At 67.8% G+C, this 22,038-nt stretch carries 21 protein-coding genes; 11 read left to right on the top strand and 10 right to left on the bottom strand.

Annotated elements, in window-relative coordinates; genetic code table 11:
• Together DB354_RS18260 and DB354_RS18255 are read right to left on the bottom strand one after the other, a co-directional pair.
• Entirely contained in the window at positions 1-1,356 is a 1,356-nt protein-coding gene (locus DB354_RS18260) for a replication-associated recombination protein A (protein WP_107837057.1), read from the bottom strand.
• Between the two features lie 34 nt (positions 1,357-1,390).
• Complete coding sequence (locus tag DB354_RS18255) at positions 1,391-1,819, bottom strand: hypothetical protein (RefSeq protein ID WP_107837056.1); 429 nt, start codon at positions 1,817-1,819, stop codon at positions 1,391-1,393.
• A 326-nt stretch (positions 1,820-2,145) separates the two neighbouring features.
• On the opposite strand from DB354_RS18255, the gene DB354_RS18250 reads away from it, so the two are divergent.
• Positions 2,146-3,783 carry a ComEC/Rec2 family competence protein gene (locus tag DB354_RS18250; RefSeq protein ID WP_107837055.1) on the top strand — a complete coding sequence of 546 codons (1,638 nt, stop codon included), beginning with the start codon at positions 2,146-2,148 and terminating at the stop codon, positions 3,781-3,783.
• Between the two features lie 21 nt (positions 3,784-3,804).
• On the opposite strand, the gene DB354_RS18245 is transcribed toward DB354_RS18250, so the two are convergent.
• Positions 3,805-4,086: a hypothetical protein gene (locus DB354_RS18245; protein ID WP_107837054.1), complete on the bottom strand. Its 282-nt coding sequence runs from the start codon at positions 4,084-4,086 to the stop codon at positions 3,805-3,807.
• Between the two features lie 93 nt (positions 4,087-4,179).
• Entirely contained in the window at positions 4,180-4,926 is a 747-nt protein-coding gene (locus DB354_RS18240; RefSeq protein WP_107837053.1) for an ROK family protein, read from the bottom strand.
• Between DB354_RS18240 and DB354_RS22410 the strand changes: the two genes are divergently transcribed.
• Positions 4,925-5,062, top strand: a complete 138-nt coding sequence (locus tag DB354_RS22410) for a hypothetical protein (protein ID WP_158277601.1) — start codon at positions 4,925-4,927, stop codon at positions 5,060-5,062. The two genes, DB354_RS18240 and DB354_RS22410, sit on opposite strands and share 2 nt — an antisense overlap.
• A gap of 55 nt (positions 5,063-5,117) precedes the next feature.
• Here DB354_RS22410 and DB354_RS18235 read toward each other — a convergent pair whose 3' ends face one another.
• The 3 genes from DB354_RS18235 to DB354_RS18225 all read right to left on the bottom strand — a co-directional run bounded on the left by DB354_RS18235 (position 5,118) and on the right by DB354_RS18225 (position 9,145).
• On the bottom strand, positions 5,118-5,621 hold the full coding sequence (locus DB354_RS18235) for a peptidylprolyl isomerase (protein ID WP_107837052.1): 504 nt from the start codon (positions 5,619-5,621) through the stop codon (positions 5,118-5,120).
• Between the two features lie 110 nt (positions 5,622-5,731).
• A complete protein-coding gene (locus tag DB354_RS18230) occupies positions 5,732-8,407 on the bottom strand; it encodes an FtsX-like permease family protein (protein WP_107837051.1) in 2,676 nt (891 codons plus the stop codon).
• 18 nt (positions 8,408-8,425) lie between these two features.
• Complete coding sequence (locus tag DB354_RS18225; RefSeq protein ID WP_107837050.1) at positions 8,426-9,145, bottom strand: ABC transporter ATP-binding protein; 720 nt, start codon at positions 9,143-9,145, stop codon at positions 8,426-8,428.
• Positions 9,146-9,320: 175 nt separating this feature from the next.
• Here DB354_RS18225 and DB354_RS18220 point away from each other — a divergent pair, with 175 nt between their 5' ends.
• The 3 genes from DB354_RS18220 (at position 9,321) to DB354_RS18210 (ending at position 11,362) form a co-directional block, all read left to right on the top strand.
• Positions 9,321-9,875 (top strand): arylesterase, encoded by a 555-nt coding sequence (locus tag DB354_RS18220; RefSeq protein ID WP_233256688.1) that lies wholly within the window; start codon positions 9,321-9,323, stop codon positions 9,873-9,875.
• Positions 9,872-10,711 (top strand): hypothetical protein, encoded by an 840-nt coding sequence (locus tag DB354_RS18215; protein ID WP_107837049.1) that lies wholly within the window; start codon positions 9,872-9,874, stop codon positions 10,709-10,711. Before DB354_RS18220 ends, DB354_RS18215 begins: the two co-directional genes overlap by 4 nt.
• A gap of 207 nt (positions 10,712-10,918) precedes the next feature.
• Positions 10,919-11,362: a hypothetical protein gene (locus DB354_RS18210; RefSeq protein WP_146180318.1), complete on the top strand. Its 444-nt coding sequence runs from the start codon at positions 10,919-10,921 to the stop codon at positions 11,360-11,362.
• A 39-nt stretch (positions 11,363-11,401) separates the two neighbouring features.
• On the opposite strand, the gene DB354_RS18205 is transcribed toward DB354_RS18210, so the two are convergent.
• The 3 genes from DB354_RS18205 to DB354_RS18195 all read right to left on the bottom strand — a co-directional run bounded on the left by DB354_RS18205 (position 11,402) and on the right by DB354_RS18195 (position 14,730).
• The gene (locus tag DB354_RS18205; protein WP_107837047.1) at positions 11,402-12,178 is read right to left on the bottom strand and encodes a hypothetical protein; all 777 of its coding nucleotides are present in this window, start codon (positions 12,176-12,178) and stop codon (positions 11,402-11,404) included.
• A 2-nt stretch (positions 12,179-12,180) separates the two neighbouring features.
• On the bottom strand, positions 12,181-13,536 hold the full coding sequence (locus DB354_RS18200) for a TonB family protein (protein WP_107837046.1): 1,356 nt from the start codon (positions 13,534-13,536) through the stop codon (positions 12,181-12,183).
• A gap of 81 nt (positions 13,537-13,617) precedes the next feature.
• Positions 13,618-14,730, bottom strand: a complete 1,113-nt coding sequence (locus DB354_RS18195) for an LptF/LptG family permease (RefSeq protein ID WP_107837045.1) — start codon at positions 14,728-14,730, stop codon at positions 13,618-13,620.
• A 286-nt stretch (positions 14,731-15,016) separates the two neighbouring features.
• Here DB354_RS18195 and DB354_RS18190 point away from each other — a divergent pair, with 286 nt between their 5' ends.
• The 6 genes from DB354_RS18190 to DB354_RS18165 all read left to right on the top strand — a co-directional run bounded on the left by DB354_RS18190 (position 15,017) and on the right by DB354_RS18165 (position 22,038).
• Entirely contained in the window at positions 15,017-16,141 is a 1,125-nt protein-coding gene (locus DB354_RS18190) for an ABC transporter substrate-binding protein (RefSeq protein WP_233256687.1), read from the top strand.
• Positions 16,142-16,210: 69 nt separating this feature from the next.
• The gene (locus tag DB354_RS18185) at positions 16,211-17,332 is read left to right on the top strand and encodes an ABC transporter substrate-binding protein (protein WP_107837043.1); all 1,122 of its coding nucleotides are present in this window, start codon (positions 16,211-16,213) and stop codon (positions 17,330-17,332) included.
• A gap of 212 nt (positions 17,333-17,544) precedes the next feature.
• Positions 17,545-18,711, top strand: coding sequence for an ABC transporter substrate-binding protein (locus DB354_RS18180; RefSeq protein ID WP_107837042.1), 1,167 nt, complete (start codon positions 17,545-17,547; stop codon positions 18,709-18,711).
• Positions 18,712-18,839: 128 nt separating this feature from the next.
• Positions 18,840-19,976: an ABC transporter substrate-binding protein gene (locus DB354_RS18175; RefSeq protein WP_107837041.1), complete on the top strand. Its 1,137-nt coding sequence runs from the start codon at positions 18,840-18,842 to the stop codon at positions 19,974-19,976.
• Between the two features lie 202 nt (positions 19,977-20,178).
• Positions 20,179-21,069 (top strand): branched-chain amino acid ABC transporter permease, encoded by an 891-nt coding sequence (locus DB354_RS18170; protein WP_107837040.1) that lies wholly within the window; start codon positions 20,179-20,181, stop codon positions 21,067-21,069.
• A 15-nt stretch (positions 21,070-21,084) separates the two neighbouring features.
• Positions 21,085-22,038 carry a branched-chain amino acid ABC transporter permease gene (locus tag DB354_RS18165; RefSeq protein ID WP_107837039.1) on the top strand — a complete coding sequence of 318 codons (954 nt, stop codon included), beginning with the start codon at positions 21,085-21,087 and terminating at the stop codon, positions 22,036-22,038.

The following is a 22,038-nucleotide window of genomic DNA, read 5'->3' as shown; positions in this document are numbered from 1 at the left end:
TCAACGTTCCCGCGCGCGAATCTCCGCCTTCAAGGCCGCCCACCGCGCGAGCCGATCCGCGATCTTCTGCTCCCAGCCCGCCGTTTTTGGGGCGTAGATCCGCAGCGGCTTCTCCAGGTAATCGTCGCCCGAAATATTCTCCGGGAAGTCGTGCGCGTACTTGTACCCCTTCCCCTGCCCCATGCGCTTGTTGGCCTGTCCGCTCTTGCTGCGCAACGCCGCCGGGATCGTCTGCACCGGCTGTTCCTTGAGCGCTCGGTGCGCCTCGCCCAGCGCCAGCGTCGCTGAATTACTCTTCGGCGCCGTGGCGATGTAGAGCGTCGCATGCGCCAGCGTCAGCTCCGCCTCCGGCAGGCCGATGAAATCCACCGCATGATGCGCCGCCACCGTAAGCGGCAACGCCTGGGGATCCGCCAGCCCCACGTCCTCGCTGGCCAGGATCACCAGCCGGCGCGCGATAAACCGCGGGTCTTCGCCGCCTTCCAACATCTTCGCCAGCCAGTACATCGCCGCATCCGGGTCGCTTCCCCGGCAGCTTTTGATGAACGCCGAGATCGTATCGTAGTGCTCATCCTCGTCCGCATCGTAACGGATCCGGCGTTCGCGCGCGAAAACCTCGAGATCCGCCGGGGACATCGTCCCCTGCTCGGGCAATCCCAGCACCAGGACCTCCAGTGAGTTCAACGCCCGGCGCAGATCGCCGCCGCACAACACCGCCAGGTCCGCCAGCAGCTTGTCGTCCGCCGTCACGCCCCGGGTGCCCAGCCCGCGCTCCGCGTCGGTCAGCGCCTGCTTGAGCACGCCCACCACCGCCTGCGTGGACAAGGGCTCGAGCCGGAACAGATGGCTGCGTGAGAGCAGCGGCGGATTCACGTAGAAGCCCGGGTTGTGCGTCGTGGCCCCGATCAGGCGCACATTGCCCTCCTCGACGTCCGGCAGCAGCAGGTCCTGCTGCGACTTGTTGAACCGGTGCAGCTCGTCAATGAACAGGATCGTGCCCGCTTCCGGATGGCGCCGCGCCCGGCCGAGGATCTCCCGCAACTCGGCCACGTTGGACATCACCGCATTCACCCGCACGAACCGGCTGTGGGTCTCGGCCGCGATCGCCTCCGCAAAGCTCGTCTTTCCGCAGCCCGGCGGTCCGTAGAAAATCAGTGAGCCAAACCGGTTCTGCGCCACCAGCCGCGGCAGGAGGCTGCCGGGTCTGAGAATGTGCTCCTGGCCAACGACCTCGCTCAACTTCCGCGGACGCATCCTCGCGGCGAGCGGCTGGTTTGCCGCCGGTTTGCCCGCCCCAACCGGCTCCGCCAGTGGTTCGTCGCCAAAAAGCTCAGGTTCGTCATCAGGTGCTGCCATTGGCCCGCACCGATAGACGCGCCCCGGCCCCGGTTCAAACGCGAACCTGCCGGGGCGCGGGTTTCGTTCGCGTCCGCGGCCGTTTCGTCCCGTCGGCCTCCACGCCGTCCGCCGTCCGCTCCGCCGCCAGCGCGCTCACCGCCGCCAGCAACTGCAACGCCCGCTCCGCATCCGGCATCTGCCGGCCGCCCGTCAGAAACTCGTTCACCCTCTGCCGTGGCAAACCCAGCATCCGCGCCAACCGCGCCTGATCGCCAAAACGCAGCTCGGCGCCCAGCCGGCGACGCAGCGCATTCCACAACGGCGTCCCCTCCCCGGGCCGCAGGGTCCGCCCCCGCCGCCCCGCACCCGGCGCCCCCTCGGTGCGCACCGCCCCCGCCCGCCGCACCTCGCCGCCCAGCTCCACCCCCGCCCGGCAAATCAACGCCATCATCTCCAGCGGCAGCATCGCCGACTTTGGCATATCAAAAGGAGCAGCCATAACTGTCTCTGTTTATTTGTCTTCGTGATGTCTACTTCATTTTCAAAGTGTCACGTATTACGTGACACCTCCCCGCTCCGCACCTCCTGTCCACTGTCACGTATTACGTGACACTCTCGCCGGGCTCCCGTCGGCCACTTTCACACTGATGATCGGGGTTGTTTCTCGAGCCAACTGTCACGTAATACGTGACACTTTTCGGCATGCGCCACGCACTCCCAGTGTCACGTATTACGTGACACTTCGAGCCTGCTACTTGTCATCATTTTCTTTGTCGCCGTTATTTTCACATTACTTAGCGTTCTCGCATGGTTTCGCGCAGCCTTGGACACCGGGCGCCACTGTTGTGGCTGGTGCTGCCGTATGGGATGGGGCTGCTGCTGGCGCGATTGGCTGAGCCGGCGGGCTCCGGCTGGCCGCTGGGGCTCGCCGCCGCCGGAGCCATCGTCGCGCTGCTGGCCGCGCTGCGCGACTGGCCGCGCGTGCTCTGGGTAACGGGGATTGTGACCGCCTTCGGCGCCGCCGGCGTTGCCCGATACCAAGGCACGACGCCTCCACCGGAAACCGAGCCGCGACCGGCCCGCGAGACGGTCCTCCAACTCCGCGTCGAACGCACCTTCGCGACCCGCGATGCGCGAAAATCCGCCGGGCTCGGCCGCGTCGTGCAGGCACCAGACATCTTTCGGGAGCTCCTGGGACAGCGGGTGTACTTTGCCGGCCTTGTCGCCCCGGGCGTGCCACGCCCCCGCCGCAGCGCGGTGATGACGGTCGAAGGCGTGCTGGCTCCGCTGCCGGCCCGACCGGCGGCGGACACCTTCGAAGGCTTTCTCGCGGCAGCGGGGATCCGCCAGCGCCTCACGCGTGGGTGGATTCGCGCCGAAGCGATTCCGCCGTCACCGTACTATGCGTTCTGCGATCGAGCGGTGCGACGCTTCCGGGTCATTCTCGGACTCGGCATCGAGGAACGGCAGCCGCGGCTCACCGGGCTGCTCCGGGCGATGATGCTCGGCGAAACGCGTGAGCTGACCGACGAGCAACGCGAGGTGTTCATGCAGAGCGGCACGATGCACCTGTTCGCCATCAGCGGCTTGAACATCGGGGTCATCGCGCTCGCGATCCAATCACTCCTCCTGCTGGTCCGCCTCGGTTCCTGGTCGCGCTTTCTCATCGGCTCGCCGCTGCTCTGGTTGTTCGTCGACATCACGGGAGCGGCGCCCTCCGCGGTGCGCGCGTTCGCGATGGCGGTCTTCTTCCACGCCGCGTTCGTGCTGCGGCGCCCACCCAACCCGATCGCGGCGCTGGTCGCCTCCGCCGCGGTTGTCCTGCTGGTGGCACCCCTGCAATTCTTCGGCGCCAGCTTCCTGATGAGCTACGCGATCGTGCTCGTGCTGCTCCTGCTGGGTTTGCCGCTGGCTGAGCATTGGGAAGAGCGAGCCGCGCTCTGGCGGGACCTGCCAAAGGCCACCTGGCGGCCGTGGCAAACCGCGCTCGATGGCGCTTGGCGCAAGTTCGTCCTGGCGGTGGCGGTTGGGGTCGCCACATCGCTCGTCGGGATGCTCACCAGCGTGCAGTTCTTCAAACTCGTCACCCCGGGCGCATTTGTCGCCAACCTGGTCCTGATTCCGGCCGCCATGCTGGTAACGCTCGGCGGCTTTGCCGCGCTGCTCTTCGGTCTCATCGGCTGCGCGAGCTGGGCAGCCTTGTGCAACCATGCTTCCGCGCTCGTGCTGCTCGTGATCGAGCAACTCGTCCGCCACGGCGTGCGGGTGCCCGGCGCCTACATCACCGCGGAGTTTCGGGCGCCCTGGATCGGCGGCGCCGCATTGACCCTCCTCACCGCAACCCTGATCGCCGGCTATGCCGGCCGCTGGAATCACGGGCTGCGGTGGGCGCCGTTCGTCGTCGTCGCCCTCACGCTCGCGGCCGGAGTCCGCTACCAACTGTAGCTCCGCCCGCGGCAAACGCCGTCAGGCGCCCTTGCGCACGCGATCCTTCTCCGCCTCCCGCTCCTCCTCAATCCGGGCGCGCTCATTTGCGATCTGCTGCTTGATCTTGTCGACCTCCTCCATCTTCTGGTCGGCCAGCGCCTGATCCAGGTGCTGGCGCAGGAAGATCTCCCGCTCGGCGAGCTTGCCCTTGTACACGCGATCGATCTCCGCAAGGCGGGCCTTCTGTTCGGCGGTCAGCGGGGCGGACGTCGGCTCGGACTTGGCGAGCCGCTCCATGGCGAGTTCGTAGGCGCTTTTCATCGGGGCTGGTTTGTGGCGGCCAAAAACGGCGAAGACACGGAAAATCGCAATGTCGCGCCGCGCCCCGACCGGACGGTGCTCCGCTCCCAGGCCTCAGCGTTTTCGCGCGTGCACCGCCGTCGCCGCCAGCGCCGCCCCAACAATCCCCGCCTCGTTGAAGAACTCCGCCGGCACCAGCCGCGCCCGCGGCTTGATGTACTTGAAGAACTTGTGGTGCTTCGAGCTCACGCCGCCGCCCACGATGATCAGCTCCGGCCAGATCACCCGTTCGAGGATCGCAACGTAGTGGTGCAACCGCCCGCCCCACTCTTTCCAGGTAAGATCCTTCTGCTCGCGCACCGACGCCGCCACATGTTTCTCGGCATCCTTCCCTTTCCACGGCAGATGCCCCAGCTCGAACGGCACCACGACCCCGCCGAATGCGACCGCCGAGCCCACGCCGGTCCCGAGCGTCAGGATCAACACCTTGCCATCAAACCCCTCGCCGGCACCGAAACGCATCTCCGCCATCGCCGCCGCGGCCGCGTCGTTGGTCACCGCCACACGACAACGCGTCGCCCCGGCGAACAGCTTCCCCGCATCGCACCCCACGAACCCTTTGTGCAGGTTCGCCGCCGTCAGAATCCGGGTTCCGTGCACCACGCCGGGAAAACCCACGCCGATCGGCCCGCGCCACCGGAAATGCCGCGCCAGCTCGCCCACGCTCGCCGCCATCTCCTTCGGCGACAGCGTGTCCGGTGTCGCGATACGGTGCCGCTCCGCAAGCAATTCGCCCGTGAGCGTGTTCACCGGCGCGCCTTTGAGCGCCGAGCCACCGATGTCGATGCCGAGTACGTTCATGACGAAAGGATTCACACCCGGGGCGTTTGCCGCAAACGGCAAGCTGCAGGCGGGCCTGCTTACAGACAACCACCTCCAGCCCAAGAGCCGTCGGGTAGCGTCCGCTTGGCTCCTCCTTTCGTCCGGTGCCGCCTAGGCGGCGCCCGGCAAAAAGCCCCAGCGCCGCCGGCTTGGGTCAGGACCGCGGCAAATCAGTGCCCGCCGCAACCGCACTCACCGCCACCACCGCCGCAACAGCCTTCGCCGCCATGAACATGGCCGCGCTGCTGCTCGGCTTCGGTGGCTTCGCGCACCGCGGTCACCTGCACGTCAAAAGTCAGCTCAACTCCGGCCAGAGGATGGTTCGCATCCAGCACCACATCCTCACCTTCGATCGCGGTCACGGTCACGATCGGAGCGTGCCGGTCCGCACCCGCTTGGAACTGATCACCAACCTTGAGTTCGCCATCGATCGGCAACAGCTCGCGTTTCACGCGCTGCACCTGCTCGGGGTCGCGTTCGCCATACGCCTGCGCCGCCGGCACGATCACTTTCCGCTTCTCATCCAGCTGCGCATCCCGCAGCTGCTGATCGAGTCCGGGAATGATCTGACCCGCCCCTTCAATGTACGTGATGGGATCGTTCCCAGCGGAGGTGTCGAGCACCCGACCGGACGGATCGCGGAGGGTGTAGTGGAAGCTAACGACGCGTGGCATGGCCGCATGAAGGGAAGGAACAACGGCAAAGAAGCAAGCGTGCGCCATTCCCTCGCCCCGACGACCCGCCCGGCATCATCCGGCCACCGCGCTCCTGCGCCGCGCCCCGTCTAGGTTTCCTGGCGCAGTACTTCCAGCGGTGGGTGGCGCGTTACGCCCCGGTTCGCCCACAACCCCGTGGCGAGCGTCACGCCGATGACCGCCACGACTGCCCCCAGAATTTCCAGCGGTGCCACCGCCGGGGTGGTGCGAAAAACAAACGCCGCCAGCAACGCGTTGGCCACGATCGCCAGCCCACCTCCCGTCACCGCCGCCAACCCGCCCAGCACGGCGTACTCCACCAGCATCATCTGCGTGAGTTGCCGGCGCGTCGCGCCCACGGTCCGCAGCAATACGGTCTCGCGCTGTCGCTGAAAACGTCCGGTCAGCACCGCGCCCGCGAGCACGATCACGCCCGTCGCCACCGTGAACAGCGCCATGAACTGCACCACGAAGGCCACCTTCGAGACGACTCCGTCCACCGTCTGCATCACCAGCGCCAGGTCGATCGCCGTCACATTCGGGAACGCCGCCACCACCGCCCGCTGCAATCGACCCGAGGCCTCGGTCGAGGCCGCGCGGAGCGCCACAACGTGAAACTTCGGCGCGCCCTCGAGCACGCCTTCGGGGAACACCACGAAGAAGTTCGGCTCGAGCCGCCGCCACTCCACCGTCCGCACGCTGGCGATACGCGACGCCAGCGGCACGCCCTGCAGGTCCCAGTCAATCCGATCCCCCAGGCGCAGGTTCATCTCCTTCAACAGTCCTTCCTCGATCGAAATGGGCACCACCTCCGCCCCCGGTTCCACCCGCGCCACGAACTCGCCCTGCACCACCTTTTCGGAACGTCCGAGCGTGCCGCGAAACGTCGATCGGTACTCGCGCCGCAGCGTCCATCCCGCGATCGGCGCGCCTTCGCCTCGCTTGGCCTTCTCCGCGCTGCGCTCCGACGCCCTCGCTGCAGGCGCCTGCTCGCCGGCGTCGCCACCCGGCGTCCCGTCCGCCAGCCGCCCCCGTCGCGCCAGCAGGTCCTCAGTCTTCACGCCGTTCACCGCCGCAATTCGCATGGTCACCACGGGCGCCCCGACCTGCACCGGCGCCCCCTCGTCCGCGACGAGTTTCGTCAACGGCTCGAGCTGGTCGTCCTGGATGTCGAAGAAGAGCAGGTTCGGCCGACCCTCGCCGCCCGTCAGCTCGATCTCCCGCAGGAGCGTCGAACGCGACAGGAAGAGCGTCAGCATCAGGAACGTCCCCAGCCCCAGCGCGAAAAGCAGCAGGACCGTGCGATTCTGCGGCCGGTAGAGATTGGCCACGCCCTGACGCACCACGTAGGGCGCCCGCCCGGGCAGCCACCGGCGACCGCGGCCCGAAATCAACCAGCGCGCGAGTGCCGCCACGAGTTTCGCCGCCCCTGCCAGCACGCCCAGGCCGACCGCCAGCATCCCCGCGAAACCAAGTCCCATCCGCGCGCTCCCCGTCTGCCAAACCGCGAAGCCGCTCACGGCTACGACGATTCCGACACCGAGTGTGATCCGCCATGGATCCGGTCCGCCGCCAACGCGCTCGGCAAACGCGGATCGCAAGGCAACGAGCGGCGACACGCGCCGCACCGCCAGCAGCGGCAGGAGGGTGAACAGCAGGCAGATGACCAGCCCGGCCACGGCGCCACGAGCAACCGCCGGCCACGCGACGAAAAACTCCACCTCAAACGGCAGCAACCCCGCGACCAGCGGAGGCAGCAGCCGCTGCACCGCCACGCCCAGCGTGGCCCCCATCACTGCGCCCGCCACGCCGAGCGCGAGGCCCTGCACGAGATACACCGCGAACGCCTGCCGCGCACTCGCCCCGAGGCAACGCAGCACGGCGATGGTTGTGATCTTCTGCCGCACATAGACCGCGATCGCACTCGCCACGCCAATCGCGCCGAGGAACAGCGCCACGAAGCCGACGAGGCTCAGGAAGCCCTGGATGTTCTCGAGCGCGCGGCCGAGGTCGCGTTTGCGCCGCTGCACGGTGTCGTACGACAGCCGCTCGCCGGCGAAGCGCGTGCGCAGTTCGCGTCCGATGGCGTCGGGATCACGCCCCGGGGGCAGTTTGATCTGCGTCCGGTAACGCAGGAGCGTGGGCTTGCCGGTAAGCCCGCTCGCCTCCAGCCCGCGTCGCGTGATCAGCGCCCGCGGGGCGAACGTGGCCGACACCGCGGAGCCTTCCCCGGGCAGCTTTTGCAGCCCCGCGGCAATCACGAAGCGCGCCTCGCCCAGCTTCACCTCGTCCCCGGGCCGGGCGCCGAACTGCCGCAGCAGCGTCTCCTCGAGAATGATCAGGTTCGGAGCCGTGGCGTCGGCTGCGTTGGCACGCAACCGCTGCGGCCCATCCGCCGGCACCGTCGCAAAATCACCGTAGAACGGAAATGCCCCGCTCATCGCCCTCACCTCCACCAGGCGCGTGAGATTGTCCGCCGTCGGGAACACCATCATCGAGGAGAACCCGATCTCCTGCGCCTGCTCTCCGCCCAACTCCGTCAGGGCCGCCCGCAGCGCGGCCGAGGGCTCGGCCCGCAGCGTGACCACGAGATCCGCGCCCAGGAGTCCCCGCGCCTGCGTGTCGATCGCCCGCGCCAGATTCGCGCTGAACGAGCCGATCGCCACCAACGCTGCAATCCCGAGGACCACCGAGAGCGACGCCAACACCAGGCGTCGCCGCGATGCCCGGGAATCCCGCCAGGCCATCCGAAGGACAAAGCGCATGATCTCAGTCCGTCGTCCTCAGCGGCCCCGCGCCGCTCCGGCCAGTGTCTCAGGCTCGCCATCGATGGCCGCCCCCGAGCGCAACTTGAGCATCCGCTGACACCGGCCCGCCAGCGCCAGATCATGCGTCACCAGCACCAGCGTCGTGCCGCGCTCGCGATTCAGGCCAAAAATGAGATTCGCCATCGCCGCAGCCGTATCGCCATCCAAGTTTCCCGTCGGCTCGTCGCAAAACAGGATCTTCGGCCGGTTGATGAACGCCCGCGCCAGCGCCACGCGCTGCTGCTCTCCACCCGACAACTGCACCGGGTAGTGATCAAAGCGTTCGCCCAGGCCGACGCGGTTCAGCAACTCGCCCGCGTCCTTCTCCGCGGCCGCTCCACCCTCACCCCGCAGCTCCAACGGAACGAGCACGTTCTCCAGCGCCGTCAGCGTCGGCACCAGTTGGAAGTTCTGAAAAACGAAGCCGACATGGCGGTTGCGCACCCGCGCGCGATCGTCCTCGCCCAGGCGGCCCAGCGACTCGCCCGCCAGAACCACCTCGCCGGTGCTGGGTTGGTCAAGTCCGGCACAAAGCCCAAGGAGGGTTGTCTTCCCGCTGCCACTCGGGCCGACAATTGCCAGGCTCTCGCCCGCCGCCAGCGCGAAGCTCACCTCCTTCAGCACGGTCAGCGGGCCATGCGCGGCAGCGTACGTCTTGGTGAGCCGCTCGACTTTCAGCATCGGTTGAACACTCATGCCCATCGCTCACAAAACCCACAAAGTCTCCGAAAGGAAGCCCTTGATGCTGAATGGCCCGAATGCTCCACGACCGGTTGGCCGCCACGTTGCGCTGACACTCCTGTTGCTCATCGCCTCTGTCTGTCCGTTCTCGATGCGCGCCGCGCCCCCTTCTCCCGCCGACCCAACCGCCGTGTCGACGATCATCTTCTTCGGTGACAGCCTTACCGCTGGCTACGGCTTGGATAACCCTGGCGTAGAAGCGTATCCCGCCCTCGTTCAGCAGAAGCTCGACGAAAGCGGCGTCCGGTGGCGCGCCGTCAATGCCGGGCTCAGCGGCGAAACCAGCGCCGGCGGCCTGCGCCGGGTCGACTGGATCCTGCGCCAGCCCTGCCAGGTGTTCGTTCTCGCCCTCGGCGCCAACGACGGTCTCCGGGGCGTCGACCCCGCCGTTACCCAGGCCAACCTCACGCAGATCCTGCAGCGCGTCCGCGCCCGCAATCCCACCGCTCGCGTCATCGTCGCCGGCATGGAAATGCCCCCGGGCATGGGCCAGGCCTACATTGACCGCTATCGCGCGATTTTCCCGGCCGTCGCCCGCGATGCCGACGCCGTGCTGCTGCCCTTTCTGCTGGAAGGAGTTGCCGGCCACCCCGATCTGAATCAGGCCGATGGCATTCATCCGACCGCCGCCGGCCACCGACTCGTTGCCGAGACCGTCTGGAAAACCCTTCGTCCCTTGCTGTGAAACGCCTCCTGCCACTCCTGCTCCTACCCGCCAGCCTCTTCGCCGCCACGCCCTCGACCGACTGGGCGCCGAACATCACCGGCGTCGTCGCGTGGCAGGGCAATGTCACCAACGGCGGCGCGGTGTGGGACCGTATCAGCACGCTCCAGCTCGCCTTCGACTACCTCGCGACGTCGCGCCGCGAGCTGTCGACGGCGGACGCGTTTCACCTCAGCACCCACCTGGGGGGCGAGTACTTTCCGCGGTTCAACGCGCTCGCCCGCGGCACGCTCGGGGGGCGCGCCGACTGGCAGCACACCTTCGGCACCAGTGCGCTCGCCCCGGTCTTCACGGCGGAGCTGGCGGGTGATGGTGCCATCACGGGCGAAAGCGACCGCAACGGCTTCGGCGGCACCGTCACATTCCGCGTCGACCAGCGCTTCGCGCGCGGCTGGCGCGCCGCCCTCCGCGAACGTCTCGACGCGTACAAGGCTGGCGACGTCGTCTTCGACAGTCGCAGCCACGAGACCGCCATCGAGATCGGTCACGACTTCAGCGAGGACATGCGCGTCACGCTCACCGGCCGCTGGCGCCAGGGTGACGTCGTCACCCACGCCCAGTATAACCGGCCCGATCTCGCCGCCGTCGCCCACCACCAGAAGCTCGTCGATACGTTCAAGGATCCGATGACCGCCTACGCGGCCGACGCCCGCACGATCGGCGCGCGGCTGGCCTTCATCCGTGCCATCGCGCCGGACACCGCGCTCATGCTCTCCTACGAGTACGCCCAGACGAAGCACCGGGACGTCCAGTTCGAGAACCAGACCATCGCGCTGACCCACATCCGGCAGTATTGACGGCTTTCGCCGCCTTCTGCGGCTGGGGCGGCGCGCCGATACGCTTTCGGCGGCCGGTTGTGGCAACTCATCGGCGGGAAGACATCGCGCCCGAGTCTTGTCACTTATAGTTGGCGGCCGGCCGGCTTCTTTGTCGCACCCCGAAGGGCCAGTCGAGGGGTGGCAATCTTGCTCCGCCTCGGGCCGCCTCCTTACGGTGGTGGCTCTGTGACGCCTTCGTTCGTTACCTGGCAATTGAATCGGCTCCACGAGGAGCTCGATACGATCGACGCACAGCGCGACAACGTGATCGCGCTGCCGAGCCCCTATGGCGCGAAGCAACGGAAGCGTCATCCGCGCGAGGAGGCCGACCGTCGTGCCCTCCTGGATCGGATGCTCCGGGCCCTCCCCAAACGGTACGGTTTTCGGGATGCACGTGCTTTCGCCTATGCCTTCGCCCGGGCGAACAACCTGCTCACCACGCCGGACCGCGTGCGCCATCGGCTCACTGCGGCACAGGTGCGGGAACTCGAGCGGCGCGTCCTGGCGCACGAAAGCCCGAGCCGCATCGCCCGGGTCATCGGCTGCGCGGAGCAGACGGTGCTCAACCGCGCCTCGCAGCTGCGCAAGCGCCTCGCCGAGGCGGCCGAGCGCGACGCCAGCGGCATCTAGCCGCCGTTCCGCTTCCCCTCAGACGCAGAAAGCAGAACGTCACTTCGTGGCGCCACCCTGCAATTGGGCGGCGAAGTGCGCCACGACCTGGGGCAGCACCATCACCTTCCATTCGTCACCCTGACGCCGAAACGGCACGACGGTGGTCTTGCCGCTGGCCTCGCCTTCCGCGGACCAGAAGCGCCCTGCCACCGTCGTGATCGTAAGGTCCTTCGCCTCGCCCCAGCCATTCACCTCAAACTGGCCCAGCGGCACGTTCGGAATGGTGAGCTCCGCGACCAGCCGTTCCGGCGTCTGGTAACGTTGCTGGGCATCAAAGGGCAGGCTCGCCAGCAGGTCGGCCGCTGCCTTTCGCGTGCGATCATCGACGAAGAAGATCGAGCGCGCGAAGGCGTCCACATCACCGCCCGCCGCCGCCCAGAGAGCCGTCTCGAACGCGGCCTGTGGCGTGGCGTACCCCGCCTGCCGGCAGTCCTTCACGGGGACCTTCCGGCCGGCGGCAAACCGCTCCGCGCCCGCCTTGTCGCCGGCACCGAGGTTCATTCCGGACACCCGCGCGAGCCGCGCCTCCAGTGGCTTGAGCTCCGCCTGCGCCTTCGCGATCGCCGCCTCATCGGCCGCCACCGATGGCGCCTGCGTCGCGCGCACCCGGCGTTGTTCGTTCTCGCGCCGGAGATCTTCGAGTCGGGCCACGGCCGACTGGCGCCCGGCCACTTCGGCCCGCAGCACGCCCACATCGCGCCACCGCGCCAGCACCAGCGCGCCAGCCGCCATGGCGAGCCCAAGGGTGATCACCCAGCCAAATTTCGAGGTCATGGTCAGAACCAGGGCAGGACCGGCGTCCGCTTTTCGGCGGACTTCGATTTTCCGTCCGACAACGTGAACCTGACCGGCATCTGCATATGCGTCGCCACCGCGGCGCCGTCTTTCCGGCCCGGCTCGAATCTCCAATTTTGCACCGCCGCCACCGCAGCTTCGGCGAACTCCGGGTGCGTGGCCTTGATCGCGCGGAGGTTCTGCACGGCTCCCGAAGCATCGACCACGAAGTCCATCATCGCCTCGCCCGTGATGCCGAGCTTTCGCAGTTCGACCGGATAGCTCGGCGGGCTCCGGAATGTGGCATTGGGCTTCACCGAAAGTGCGGCGAGGTCGTACAGCTGGCCGGTTAGGACCACCGCGCTCCCGGCCGTCGTGCGAGTGATGGCGGCCATGCGGGCGTCGCTCGCCGCCTGCAGTTTGGCGCGGGCGTCAGCAATCTTCTGCTGCAGCGCCGCCAGTTCCTCCGCGCGGGCACGCGCGAGCGCATCGGCCTCGCGCTGCGTGTCGCGCAACAGCGCATTCTCCTTCTCCACCTCAGCGCCCGCCTGCACCTGCTGCTCAAGCCGCGCCGATTCGGCGCGCAGGGAGGAAAGGGTCTGCGACTGCACCACAAAGCCCGTCGTGCCCGCCACGACGACTGCACTGGCCAACCCGAGTTGTAGCTTGGTCATGCCCATAAAGACTGCGATCGCCCCGCCGCCGCCCACGCCCGTGGCCAGCGCCGCCCCGGTCGCCGCGGCCGCCAATCCCGCCGGCGCTGCCACCGTCGGCTGGCTCGCCAACGCCACCGCGAGGGCCGCCGCGCTCGACGTCACGCCGCGCCGCTCCAGCGCCGCCGCGAGCTTGTCGAGCGCACGATTCACGCGCATCCGCGCCGCATTCTCCGCCAGGCGCAGGCGCCCGCCCACTTCGGCGAACGACTTCCCCTCGAAATACCGCAACAGCACGGCCTGCCGGTCCGCCTCGCTCAATCCGTCCATCGCCTCGTCCAGCACCGGACGCAGTCGCGCCCAGTCAACGTTCGCGTCCTCGTTTCGGGTGAGTTCTTCCATGACTTGGGCCTGTAGTTCTCGGGCGTGCCGGCGACGTTCGGAACGCACCAGCTGCGCCGCGATGTTGCGCGTGGCCGTGTAGAGCCAGCCGGTCACGACGGGATGCCGCGCCAGCACCGCCGCTTCGCGCCCCGCGGTCACGAACACCTGCTGCGTCACATCGTGCGCGAAATGCGCGTCGCCGCCCACCCGCCGCACCGCGCAGCCGTACACGAAGTCCACATGCCGTTGCACGAACTCGGCGAAGGCCGACTCCGTCCTTTCCTGGGCATACCGGCGCAGCAGTTCAGCATCCTCGGTCATGGTGGCGTCAGGGTAAGTAGCCGCCTCGACGGGCACCGCACAAAAAATTCCGCCGCCCGGACGCGGACCACCGGCGCCGCGCTAGCGGATCCGCGTGAAGAGCCAGGCCGCGAGCGCGCACATCCCGATGTTCGGCAGCCAGGCCGCCACCGAGGCGTCGACCAGCCCCTTGGTCGCGAGCGAGGCGGAGATGTTCGAGAGCAGGTAGTACACGACGAACAGGCCGATGGACTTCGAGACCCCCACCGCCGGATTCACCCGCACGCCCGACACGGCAAACGGGATGGCGATGGCGATCACAATCAACGGCCCAAGCGTGCCGGCGATCAGCGAGTAGTAGCGGACCGCGTAGCTGACGAGCTTTGGGCTCCGTTCGGCCTCAAGGTACGCCATCAGGTTCTTGAGCTCGTGCAGGGAGAGATCGGAGGCCTTGCGGTCAATCAGCAGCATCAGCGCCGGATCCTCCCGAAAGGTCGGGGCCACGAAGCGAGCAAACGGCTTCGACCCGATCATCTCGCCGGTCTCGGGCGCGTAGGTGAGCGTGCGGCCGTTGATGAACACCCAGCCCCCCTCTGGGATGGGCCAGGCCTCGGCGGCCACGTAGCGGCGCACTTCGCGGCGCTGGCGATCGAGTTCCGACACCGCCACCCCGTATCCGTGGCCCGTGTACTTGCTGAACCGGTTGAAGAACCACATCCGGCCGTCCTTCGAGTTGTCGAACGCGACGCTGCCCACCGCCCCGCGCCGGTCCTCCGGGAGGGCGTTCTTCGCCTGCTGCCGAAACTCCAGCGTCTCGCGCATCGCGCGCGACTGCGCAACCGACCAGGGCACGACGGTCGTGTTGAGCCACCACGAGATGCCGCAGCACAGGATGCCCACGAACCAGACGGGCGCGGTGATGCGGAAGATGCTCACGCCCGCGGCGCGCATCGCCGTGAGTTCGTTCGCGCGGTGCAGCTTGCCCAGCACGTAGAGCAGCGAGACCAGCAGCGCGAGCGGCAGGACGATCGCCAGGAAACTGGGAAGCGTCACGCCGAGGTACTGCCAGAACACCCAGCCCCGGGCGCCGTAGCCCCGCAGGTCCTGAAAATCATCGTACAGCACCTGAATCACCAGCAGCCCGCAGGTCGCCGCCAGGACGAGCCCGAGGATCTGCAGCCATTCGCGGAGGAGGTGCCGGTCGAAAGTGTTCAACGCGGGGCCATCAAAGCGTCCCCTCTTCCCGCGGAAAGCCCAAAACCCAGCCCGCACGTCCGCGCCGCCCCGCCGGTCCACGTTGCCCCGGGCTGCCCGCTTGGCCCACGGCGTGCTCCCCCGAACGGCCAACCCACTCTCGTGCAACGCTCCGATCTCGACACCTCCATCCGCTCCCGCGAACGCCATGCCGCCGGGAACGCGCGCGCGGCGGCGCGGACCATCGTCCAAACGTTTGGTTGAAAAGCCCCCGGTCCTCACCTTGGCTGCCGCCGCTTCGTCCCCAATGCCTGGCCCCCTTCGGCTCCTCGCCCTCGCCCTCCTGGTTTCCGGCCCGCTTGCCGCGCCCGCAGCCGAACCGATCAAGCTCGGCGAATATGCCTCGCTCACCGGCAAGGAGGCTACGTTTGGCCAGTCCGCGCACCGCGGTGTCGTCATGGCCGTCGAGGAGCTCAATGCCGCCGGTGGCATCCTCGGCCGGCGGCTCGAGCTCGTGGCCGAGGACGATCAGTCCAAGCCCGGCGAGGCCGCGACCATCGTCAAGAAGCTGATCTCCCGCGACAAAGTCATCGCCGTGATCGGTGAGGTGGCCTCGAGCCGATCCCTCGAAGGCGCCGCGGTGTGCCAGGCTGCACGCATTCCGATGATCTCGCCGGCGTCGACGGCCCCGGAGGTGACCGCCCGCGGCGACTACATCTTCCGCGCGTGTTTCATCGATCCGTTTCAGGGCACGATCATGGCGCGCTTTGCCCAACACACCCTGCACGCGAAGCGCGTCGGCATCATGAGCTCGATCACCTCCGCCGAAAGCGTCGGGCTGTCGCGCTACTTTCGGGAGCAGTTCGCGCGCGACGGCGGCACCGTGGCGCTGGAGCAGCGCTACGCCGATGGCGACAAGGACTTCCGCGCCCAGCTCACCGCCGTCCGCGCCGCGGGCGTGGACGCACTTTTCATCCCGGGCTACTACGTCGAAGCCGCACTCATCTGCAAACAGGCCCGCGCGCTGGGCCTGCAGATACCGCTGTTCGGCATCGACGGCTGGGAGTCACCCGAACTGGTGCGGCTCGGGGGAGCCGCCGTGGAGGGTGCCTACTTTGCCACCCATTTCTCGCCCGAGGATTCCGCCGCCGCCGTCGTGTCGTTCAACACCCGCTTCCAGAAGCGCTGGGGCGTCGGCTCCGACACGCTCGCGGGCCTCGGCTACGACTCTGTCATGATGCTCGCCGACGCGCTGCAGCGCGCGGGAACGACCGATGCTCCGAAACTGCGCGATGCTCTGGCCGCGACCAAAGACCTCGTGGGCGTCACCGGCACCATCACGCTCGACGCCCAGCGCAATCCCACCAAGTCCGCCGTCGTGCTCCAGGTCCGCGGCGGCAAGTTCCACTTTATCGAAACCATCACCCCGTAGCCCCCTCGACGCCCCTCGCGCCATCGTTCCCGCCCCCTCCACCGTCGCGCCCACTCTCACTTTTCCCACATGAAACGACTGCTCCACCTCGCCGCCCTGCTCGCCGGATTGCTCCCTGCCCTCCACGCCGCCGACCCCATCCGCATCGGCGAATACGCCTCGCTCACCGGCAAGGAGGCCGGCTTCGGCCAGACCTCCCACCACGGCGTCATTCTCGCCATCGAGGAAATCAACGCCGCCGGCGGCATTCTCGGCCGCAAGCTGGAACTTGTCTACGAGGACAACCAGACCAAGGGCGGTGAGAGCGCCACCGCGGTCAAGAAGCTCATCTCGCGCAACAAGGTTGTCGCGCTGATCGGCGAGGTGTCCTCCTCCCGTTCCCTGGAGGCCGCTCCCATCGCACAGCAGTTCCGCGTCCCGATGATCGCCCCGGCGGCGACCAACCCTGAGGTGACCAAGAAGGGCAACTACATCTTCCGCGCGTGCTTCATCGATCCGTTTCAGGGCCAGGTCATGGCGAAGTTCGCGCAGGAGGATCTGAAGGCGAAGCGCGTCGCCATCCTGTCGAGTGTCTCCAACGCCTACAGCCTCGGTCTCGCCAAGGTGTTCCGGGAAACCTTCACCGCCGCCGGCGGTGAGATTGTGGCGGAGAACAGCTTCTCCGAGGGCGACAAGGACTTCCGGGCCCAGCTCACCGCCGTCAAGGCCACCAATCCCGACGTTGTCTTCGTTCCCGCCTACTACACCGAGGCGGCGCTCATCGTCCGCCAGGCCCGCGACCTTGGGCTCACCATGCCTTTCATCGGCGGCGACGGTTGGGAGGACGATCAACTGATGAAGACCGGCGGCAGCGCGATGAATGGCTGCTACTACTCGACGCATTTCTCCGCGCAGAACTCCGATCCCGCCGTGGTCGCCTTCGTCGCCAAGTACAAGGCCCGCTGGGGCGGCGAGCTCCCCGGCGCGTTCTCCGCCCTCGGCTACGACAGCGTCTACATCATCGCGCGCGCGATCGAACGCGCTGGCACCACCGCCGGCCCCAAGTTGCGCGACGCCATCGCCGCCACCAAGGATCTCGCCGGCGTGACCGGCGTCACCACCCTCGACGCCCAGCGCAACGCGTCAAAGGCCGCCTCCATCAACGTCATCAAGGACGGCAGGATCACCTTCCTGCGGACTGTCGCCCCATAGAATCGTTCTCGTTCTCCGGGCCGCTCAACACGTCTTTCTCTTACTCTTCCTCTTTCTCTTACTCTCATTTCCTACGTCCCCAGCCCTCCCCGCGTCTCCGATCCGCCGCTCGCCAAACTCGTGGCAACCCACCGATCGGGAGAGTAAGAGAAAGAGTAGGAGTAAGAGAAAGAGTGCGATCCGCCCCAACCGTCCGCCACCTCCTTTCGCCGATGACCCTCCAGCACTTCCGTTTCGGCTCCGACCTCCGCCGCACGCTCGGCTCCTTCACCTGCATCCTCCGGCTCAGCCTGCTCCTCCTGCCCGTCGCGCTGGCTGCCGCACCCATCCGGATCGGAGAGGTCGAGCCGCTCACCGGCAAGGAGGCCGCCTTCGGCCAGTCCTCCCATCAGGGCATCGTGCTCGCCGTCGAGGAGATCAACGCCCGCGGCGGCGTTCTCGGCCGGCGCCTCGAACTCGTCACGCACGACAACCAGTCCAGGCCGGGTGACACCGCCACGATCACGAAGAAGCTGATCACCCGCGACCGCGTGGTCGCCGTCGTCAATGGCGGCACGTCCAACCAATGCACGGAGAGCGCGCCGATCTGCCAGCATGCCCGTATCCCACTGGTGGCGACCACCGCCACCAACCCGCCGCTGACGGAGATGGGAAACTACGTTTTCCGCACCTGCTTCACCGACACCTTCCAGGGCGCTGTCCTCGCCCGGTTCGCGCACGACACCCTCAAGGCCCGGCGCGTCGCCCTCCTGACCTCGGTGTCCTCCGCGTTCAGCGTCGGCCTTTCCCGCGCCTTCCGCGACGCCTTCATCGCGCTCGGCGGCGAGATCGTGGGCGAGCAGCGCTACGCCGAGGGCGACAAGGACTTTCGCGCCCAGCTCACCGCCATCCGCGGGCTGAAACCCGACGCCATCGCCGCCATGGGCTACTACACGGAGGGCGCGCTGATCTGCCGCCAGGCCCGCGACCTCGGCCTGAGCTGCCCGCTCGTCAGTGGCGACGGCTGGGAGGCGCCGGAGCTCGTCCAGATCGGCGGCGCCGCCGTCAACGGCACGTTCTACTCCTCGCATTTCTCGGCCGAGAGCACTGAGCCCGCCGCGCAGGCGTTCGTGCAAAAATATCGCCACCGCTTCGATGGCGCCACGCCCGACTCCCTCGCCGCCCTCTCCTACGATGCAATGCTGATCCTGGCCGACGCCCTGCACCGCGCCGGCACGACCGACGGACCTGCCGTGCGCGACGCCCTCGCGGCGACGAAGGCGTTCCCCGGCATCACCGGACGCACCACCATCGACCCGCGCCGCGACGCCTCCAAGCCCGCCACCATCATCGCGGTGGAGAGCGGCCGGTTCCGGCTCCTCCAGTCGATCGAGCCCTAAGCGCACCGGCGCCGCGCGACGGCGAACGCCGGTTTGGTGACACAGTGCGACGTGGACGCCGGCAATCGGCGGCGCGATGCTGGCCGGTCGTCGCGTCCGGCCTCGCCCGTTCCGCCATTTCCTTGCTCATGATTGTCCACCGCCTCGTTCGCGCTCTCGTACTCGGCGCCCTTGCGCTCTTCGCCACCGCGGCCAGCCGCGCCGCCGAGCCGATCCGCATCGGCCATATTGCCTCGCTCACCGGCAAGGAGGCCGCGTTTGGCAACGCGACCCGCAAGGGTATCCTGCTGGCCGTCGAGGAGATCAACGCCGCGGGCGGCGTGCTGGGGCGCCCGATCGAGTACCTCGTCGAGGACATCCAGTCCAAGCCCGGCGAAGCCGCCACAGCCACGAAGAAGCTGATTTCCCGCGACCGCGTCATCGCCGTCCTCGGCGCCAACGCCACCGCCAACTCGCTCGAGGCCGCCCCGATCTGCCAGCGCGCGCATATCCCGATGATGGCGATCTCGTCCACGAGCCCCTCGGTCACCGAAGTCGGCAACTACATCTTCCGCATCTGCTTCATCGATCCATTCCAGGGCGCCGTCCTCGCCAAGTTTGCCCGCAGCTCCCTGCACGCGCAGCGGCTCGCCATCCTCACCGCCGCCACCGCCCCCTACAGCGTCGGGCTCTCCCGCGTGTTGCGCGAACGCTTCATCGCCCTGGGCGGCGAGGTCGTCGCCGAGCAGCGGTACGCCGATGGCGACAAGGACTTCCGGGCCCAGCTCACGGCCATCCGCTCCACCCGGCCGGACGTCATCGCGGTCACGGGCTATTACACCGAGGCCGCCCTGGTCTGCCTCCAGGCGCGCGAACTCGGCCTGCAGGTGCCGTTTATCGGCGGCGATGGCTGGGAGGCCCCTCAGCTCACCGAGCTCGGGGGCAAGGCGGTCGAGGGCTCGTACTATTCCACGTACTTCTCCGCCGGGAACACCGCCCCCGAGGTCCGCGCCTTTGTGCAGCGTTACCAAACGCGATGGAACGGCGAGACGCCGGAGGCCGTCTCCGCCCTCGGTTACGATGCGCTCCGGCTCGTGGCCCAGGCCATCACGCGTATCGGCACGACGGATGCTCCCGCGCTCCGCGATGCCATTGCCGCCACGAAGGATTTTCCCGGGGTCACCGGCCGCACGACGATCGATGAGAAGCGCAACAGCGCCAAGGCCGCGGTCATGCTCGTCGTCCGCCAGGGGCGAACCGAGTTCTTCGAGTCCGTCACCCCATGATCACGGTCGGTGCGCCGGCCCCGTTGCCGTCCGTTTGCCATGGGGATGTCCCCGCTCTTGCAGAAGTCCGAGTCTGGCACTGAGTATCGGCGCCCCCTGATGCCTCACCCCGAGCCGCAGAAACCAGTCGCTCCCCGAGGGACCGCCGTGCTTGGCTCCCGGCGCCTGTCCCCACCTCCGCTTCCGGCCCCGCGCCTTCCCCGTGTCTGAATTCCTGCAACAGCTTCTGAACGGCCTCTCGCTGGGCGCCATCTACGCGCTCATCGCGCTGGGCTACACCATGGTTTACGGCGTCCTGCGGTTCATCAACTTCGCGCACTCCGACGTCTTCATGGTCGGCGCCTTCATCGGTTACTACGCCGGCAAGCTCGTGCCCGAGGGGACACTCTGGGGCGGCCTCAGCGTGCTGCTCCTCGCCATGCTCGGTTGCGCCGTGCTCGGCATCATCATCGAGCGGCTCGCCTATCGCCCGCTGCGCGGCCGGCCGACGCTCAACGTGCTGATCACCGCCATCGGCGTGTCGCTCCTGCTGGAGTACAGCGGCCAGGTCTTCTTCGGCGCCGCGCCCCGCACGTTCCCGCAGATCTTTCCGATGAAGTCGTTCGACCTCGGCGGGCTCGTGATCTCCACCAACCAGCTCGCGGTGATCGTGCTCGCGATCGTGCTGATGATCGGGCTCCAGCTGATCGTCTTCCGCACCAAGATGGGCACCGCGATGCGCGCGGTGGCGCTCAACCCGCAGGCCGCCCAGCTCGTGGGCGTGAACAACGACATCGTGATCTCGTTTACCTTCGGCCTCGGCTCCGCCCTGGCCGCCGCCGGCGGCATCCTGTACGCGATGAACTACCCGTCGATCGATCCGCTGATGGGCGTCATGCCGGGCCTGAAGGCATTCGTCGCCGCCGTGCTCGGCGGCATCGGCAACATTCCCGGCGCCGCGCTGGGCGGGCTCATCCTGGGCACGATCGAGACGTTCGTGAACGGCAGCGAGTGGTCGACCTACAAGGACGCCATCGCCTTCGCCGTCCTCATTCTGATCATGCTGTTCCGCCCGGCCGGCCTGCTCGGCAAGTTCAGCGTGGAGAAGGTCTAGCTCGCCCCGCCGACCATGCTCCCGCGCCCTCATCTCGTCCTTCTCGTCGGGCTCGCCCTGGCCTTCGGCTTTGGCCAGTTCGCCGATTCCATTGATCCCTACTTTCTCGATGTGCTTACCGGCATCGGCATCAGCGTCATCCTCGCGGTCTCGCTCAACCTGGTGAACGGCTACACCGGGCAGTTTTCGCTCGGCCACGCCGGCTTCATGTCCATCGGCGCCTACCTGTCCGCCGCCGTGAGCCTTTACCTCGGCCCGAAATTGCTCGGCGAAAGCGGCGGCACCGCGATGCAGCAGGGCAGCATGTTCCTCCTGGCCCTGCTCTGCGGCGGCGTGTGCGCCGCCATCGCCGGCTGGTTCGTGGGCGTGCCGTCGCTGCGCCTCAAGGGCGACTACCTCGCGCTCGTGACGCTCGGCTTCGGCGAGATCATCCGGGTGATCTTCCAGAACGTCGACGTGCTCGGCGGCGCCCTGGGCCTCAACGGCATTCCGCCCTACACCACCATCGGCTGGGTGCTCGGCGTTGCCGCCATCACCATCTTCGTCGTCGTCTGCCTCGTGCACTCGACCTACGGCCGTGGTTTCCTCGCCACCCGCGACGATGAGATCGCCAGCGAGGCGGTCGGCCTCAACACCACGCACTACAAGATCGTGGCGTTCGTCATCGGCGCCTTCTTCGCCGGCGTCGCCGGCGGACTCTACGGTCACTTCAAGATGACGATCACGCCGACGGGCTTCGATTTCACGAAGAGCATCGAGATCGTCGTCATGGTCATCCTCGGCGGCATGGGCAACACGGTCGGCGTCATCCTCGCGGCCATCCTGCTCACGCTCCTGCCGGAGCTCCTGCGTCCGGTCGCGGAATACCGGATGGTCATCTACTCCTTCCTCCTGGTGGTGCTCATGCTCGTGCGCCCGCAGGGTCTCTTCAATTTTCACCGTCCGCAGGGCCGCCAGGCCAAACTCTGA

The sequence above is a fragment of the Opitutus sp. ER46 genome (assembly GCF_003054705.1).
In the GTDB taxonomy this organism is placed as follows: Bacteria; Verrucomicrobiota; Verrucomicrobiia; order Opitutales; family Opitutaceae; genus ER46.
The sequence above is the reverse complement of the archived record's forward strand: the minus strand, read 5'-3'. Positions and strand labels throughout refer to the sequence as shown.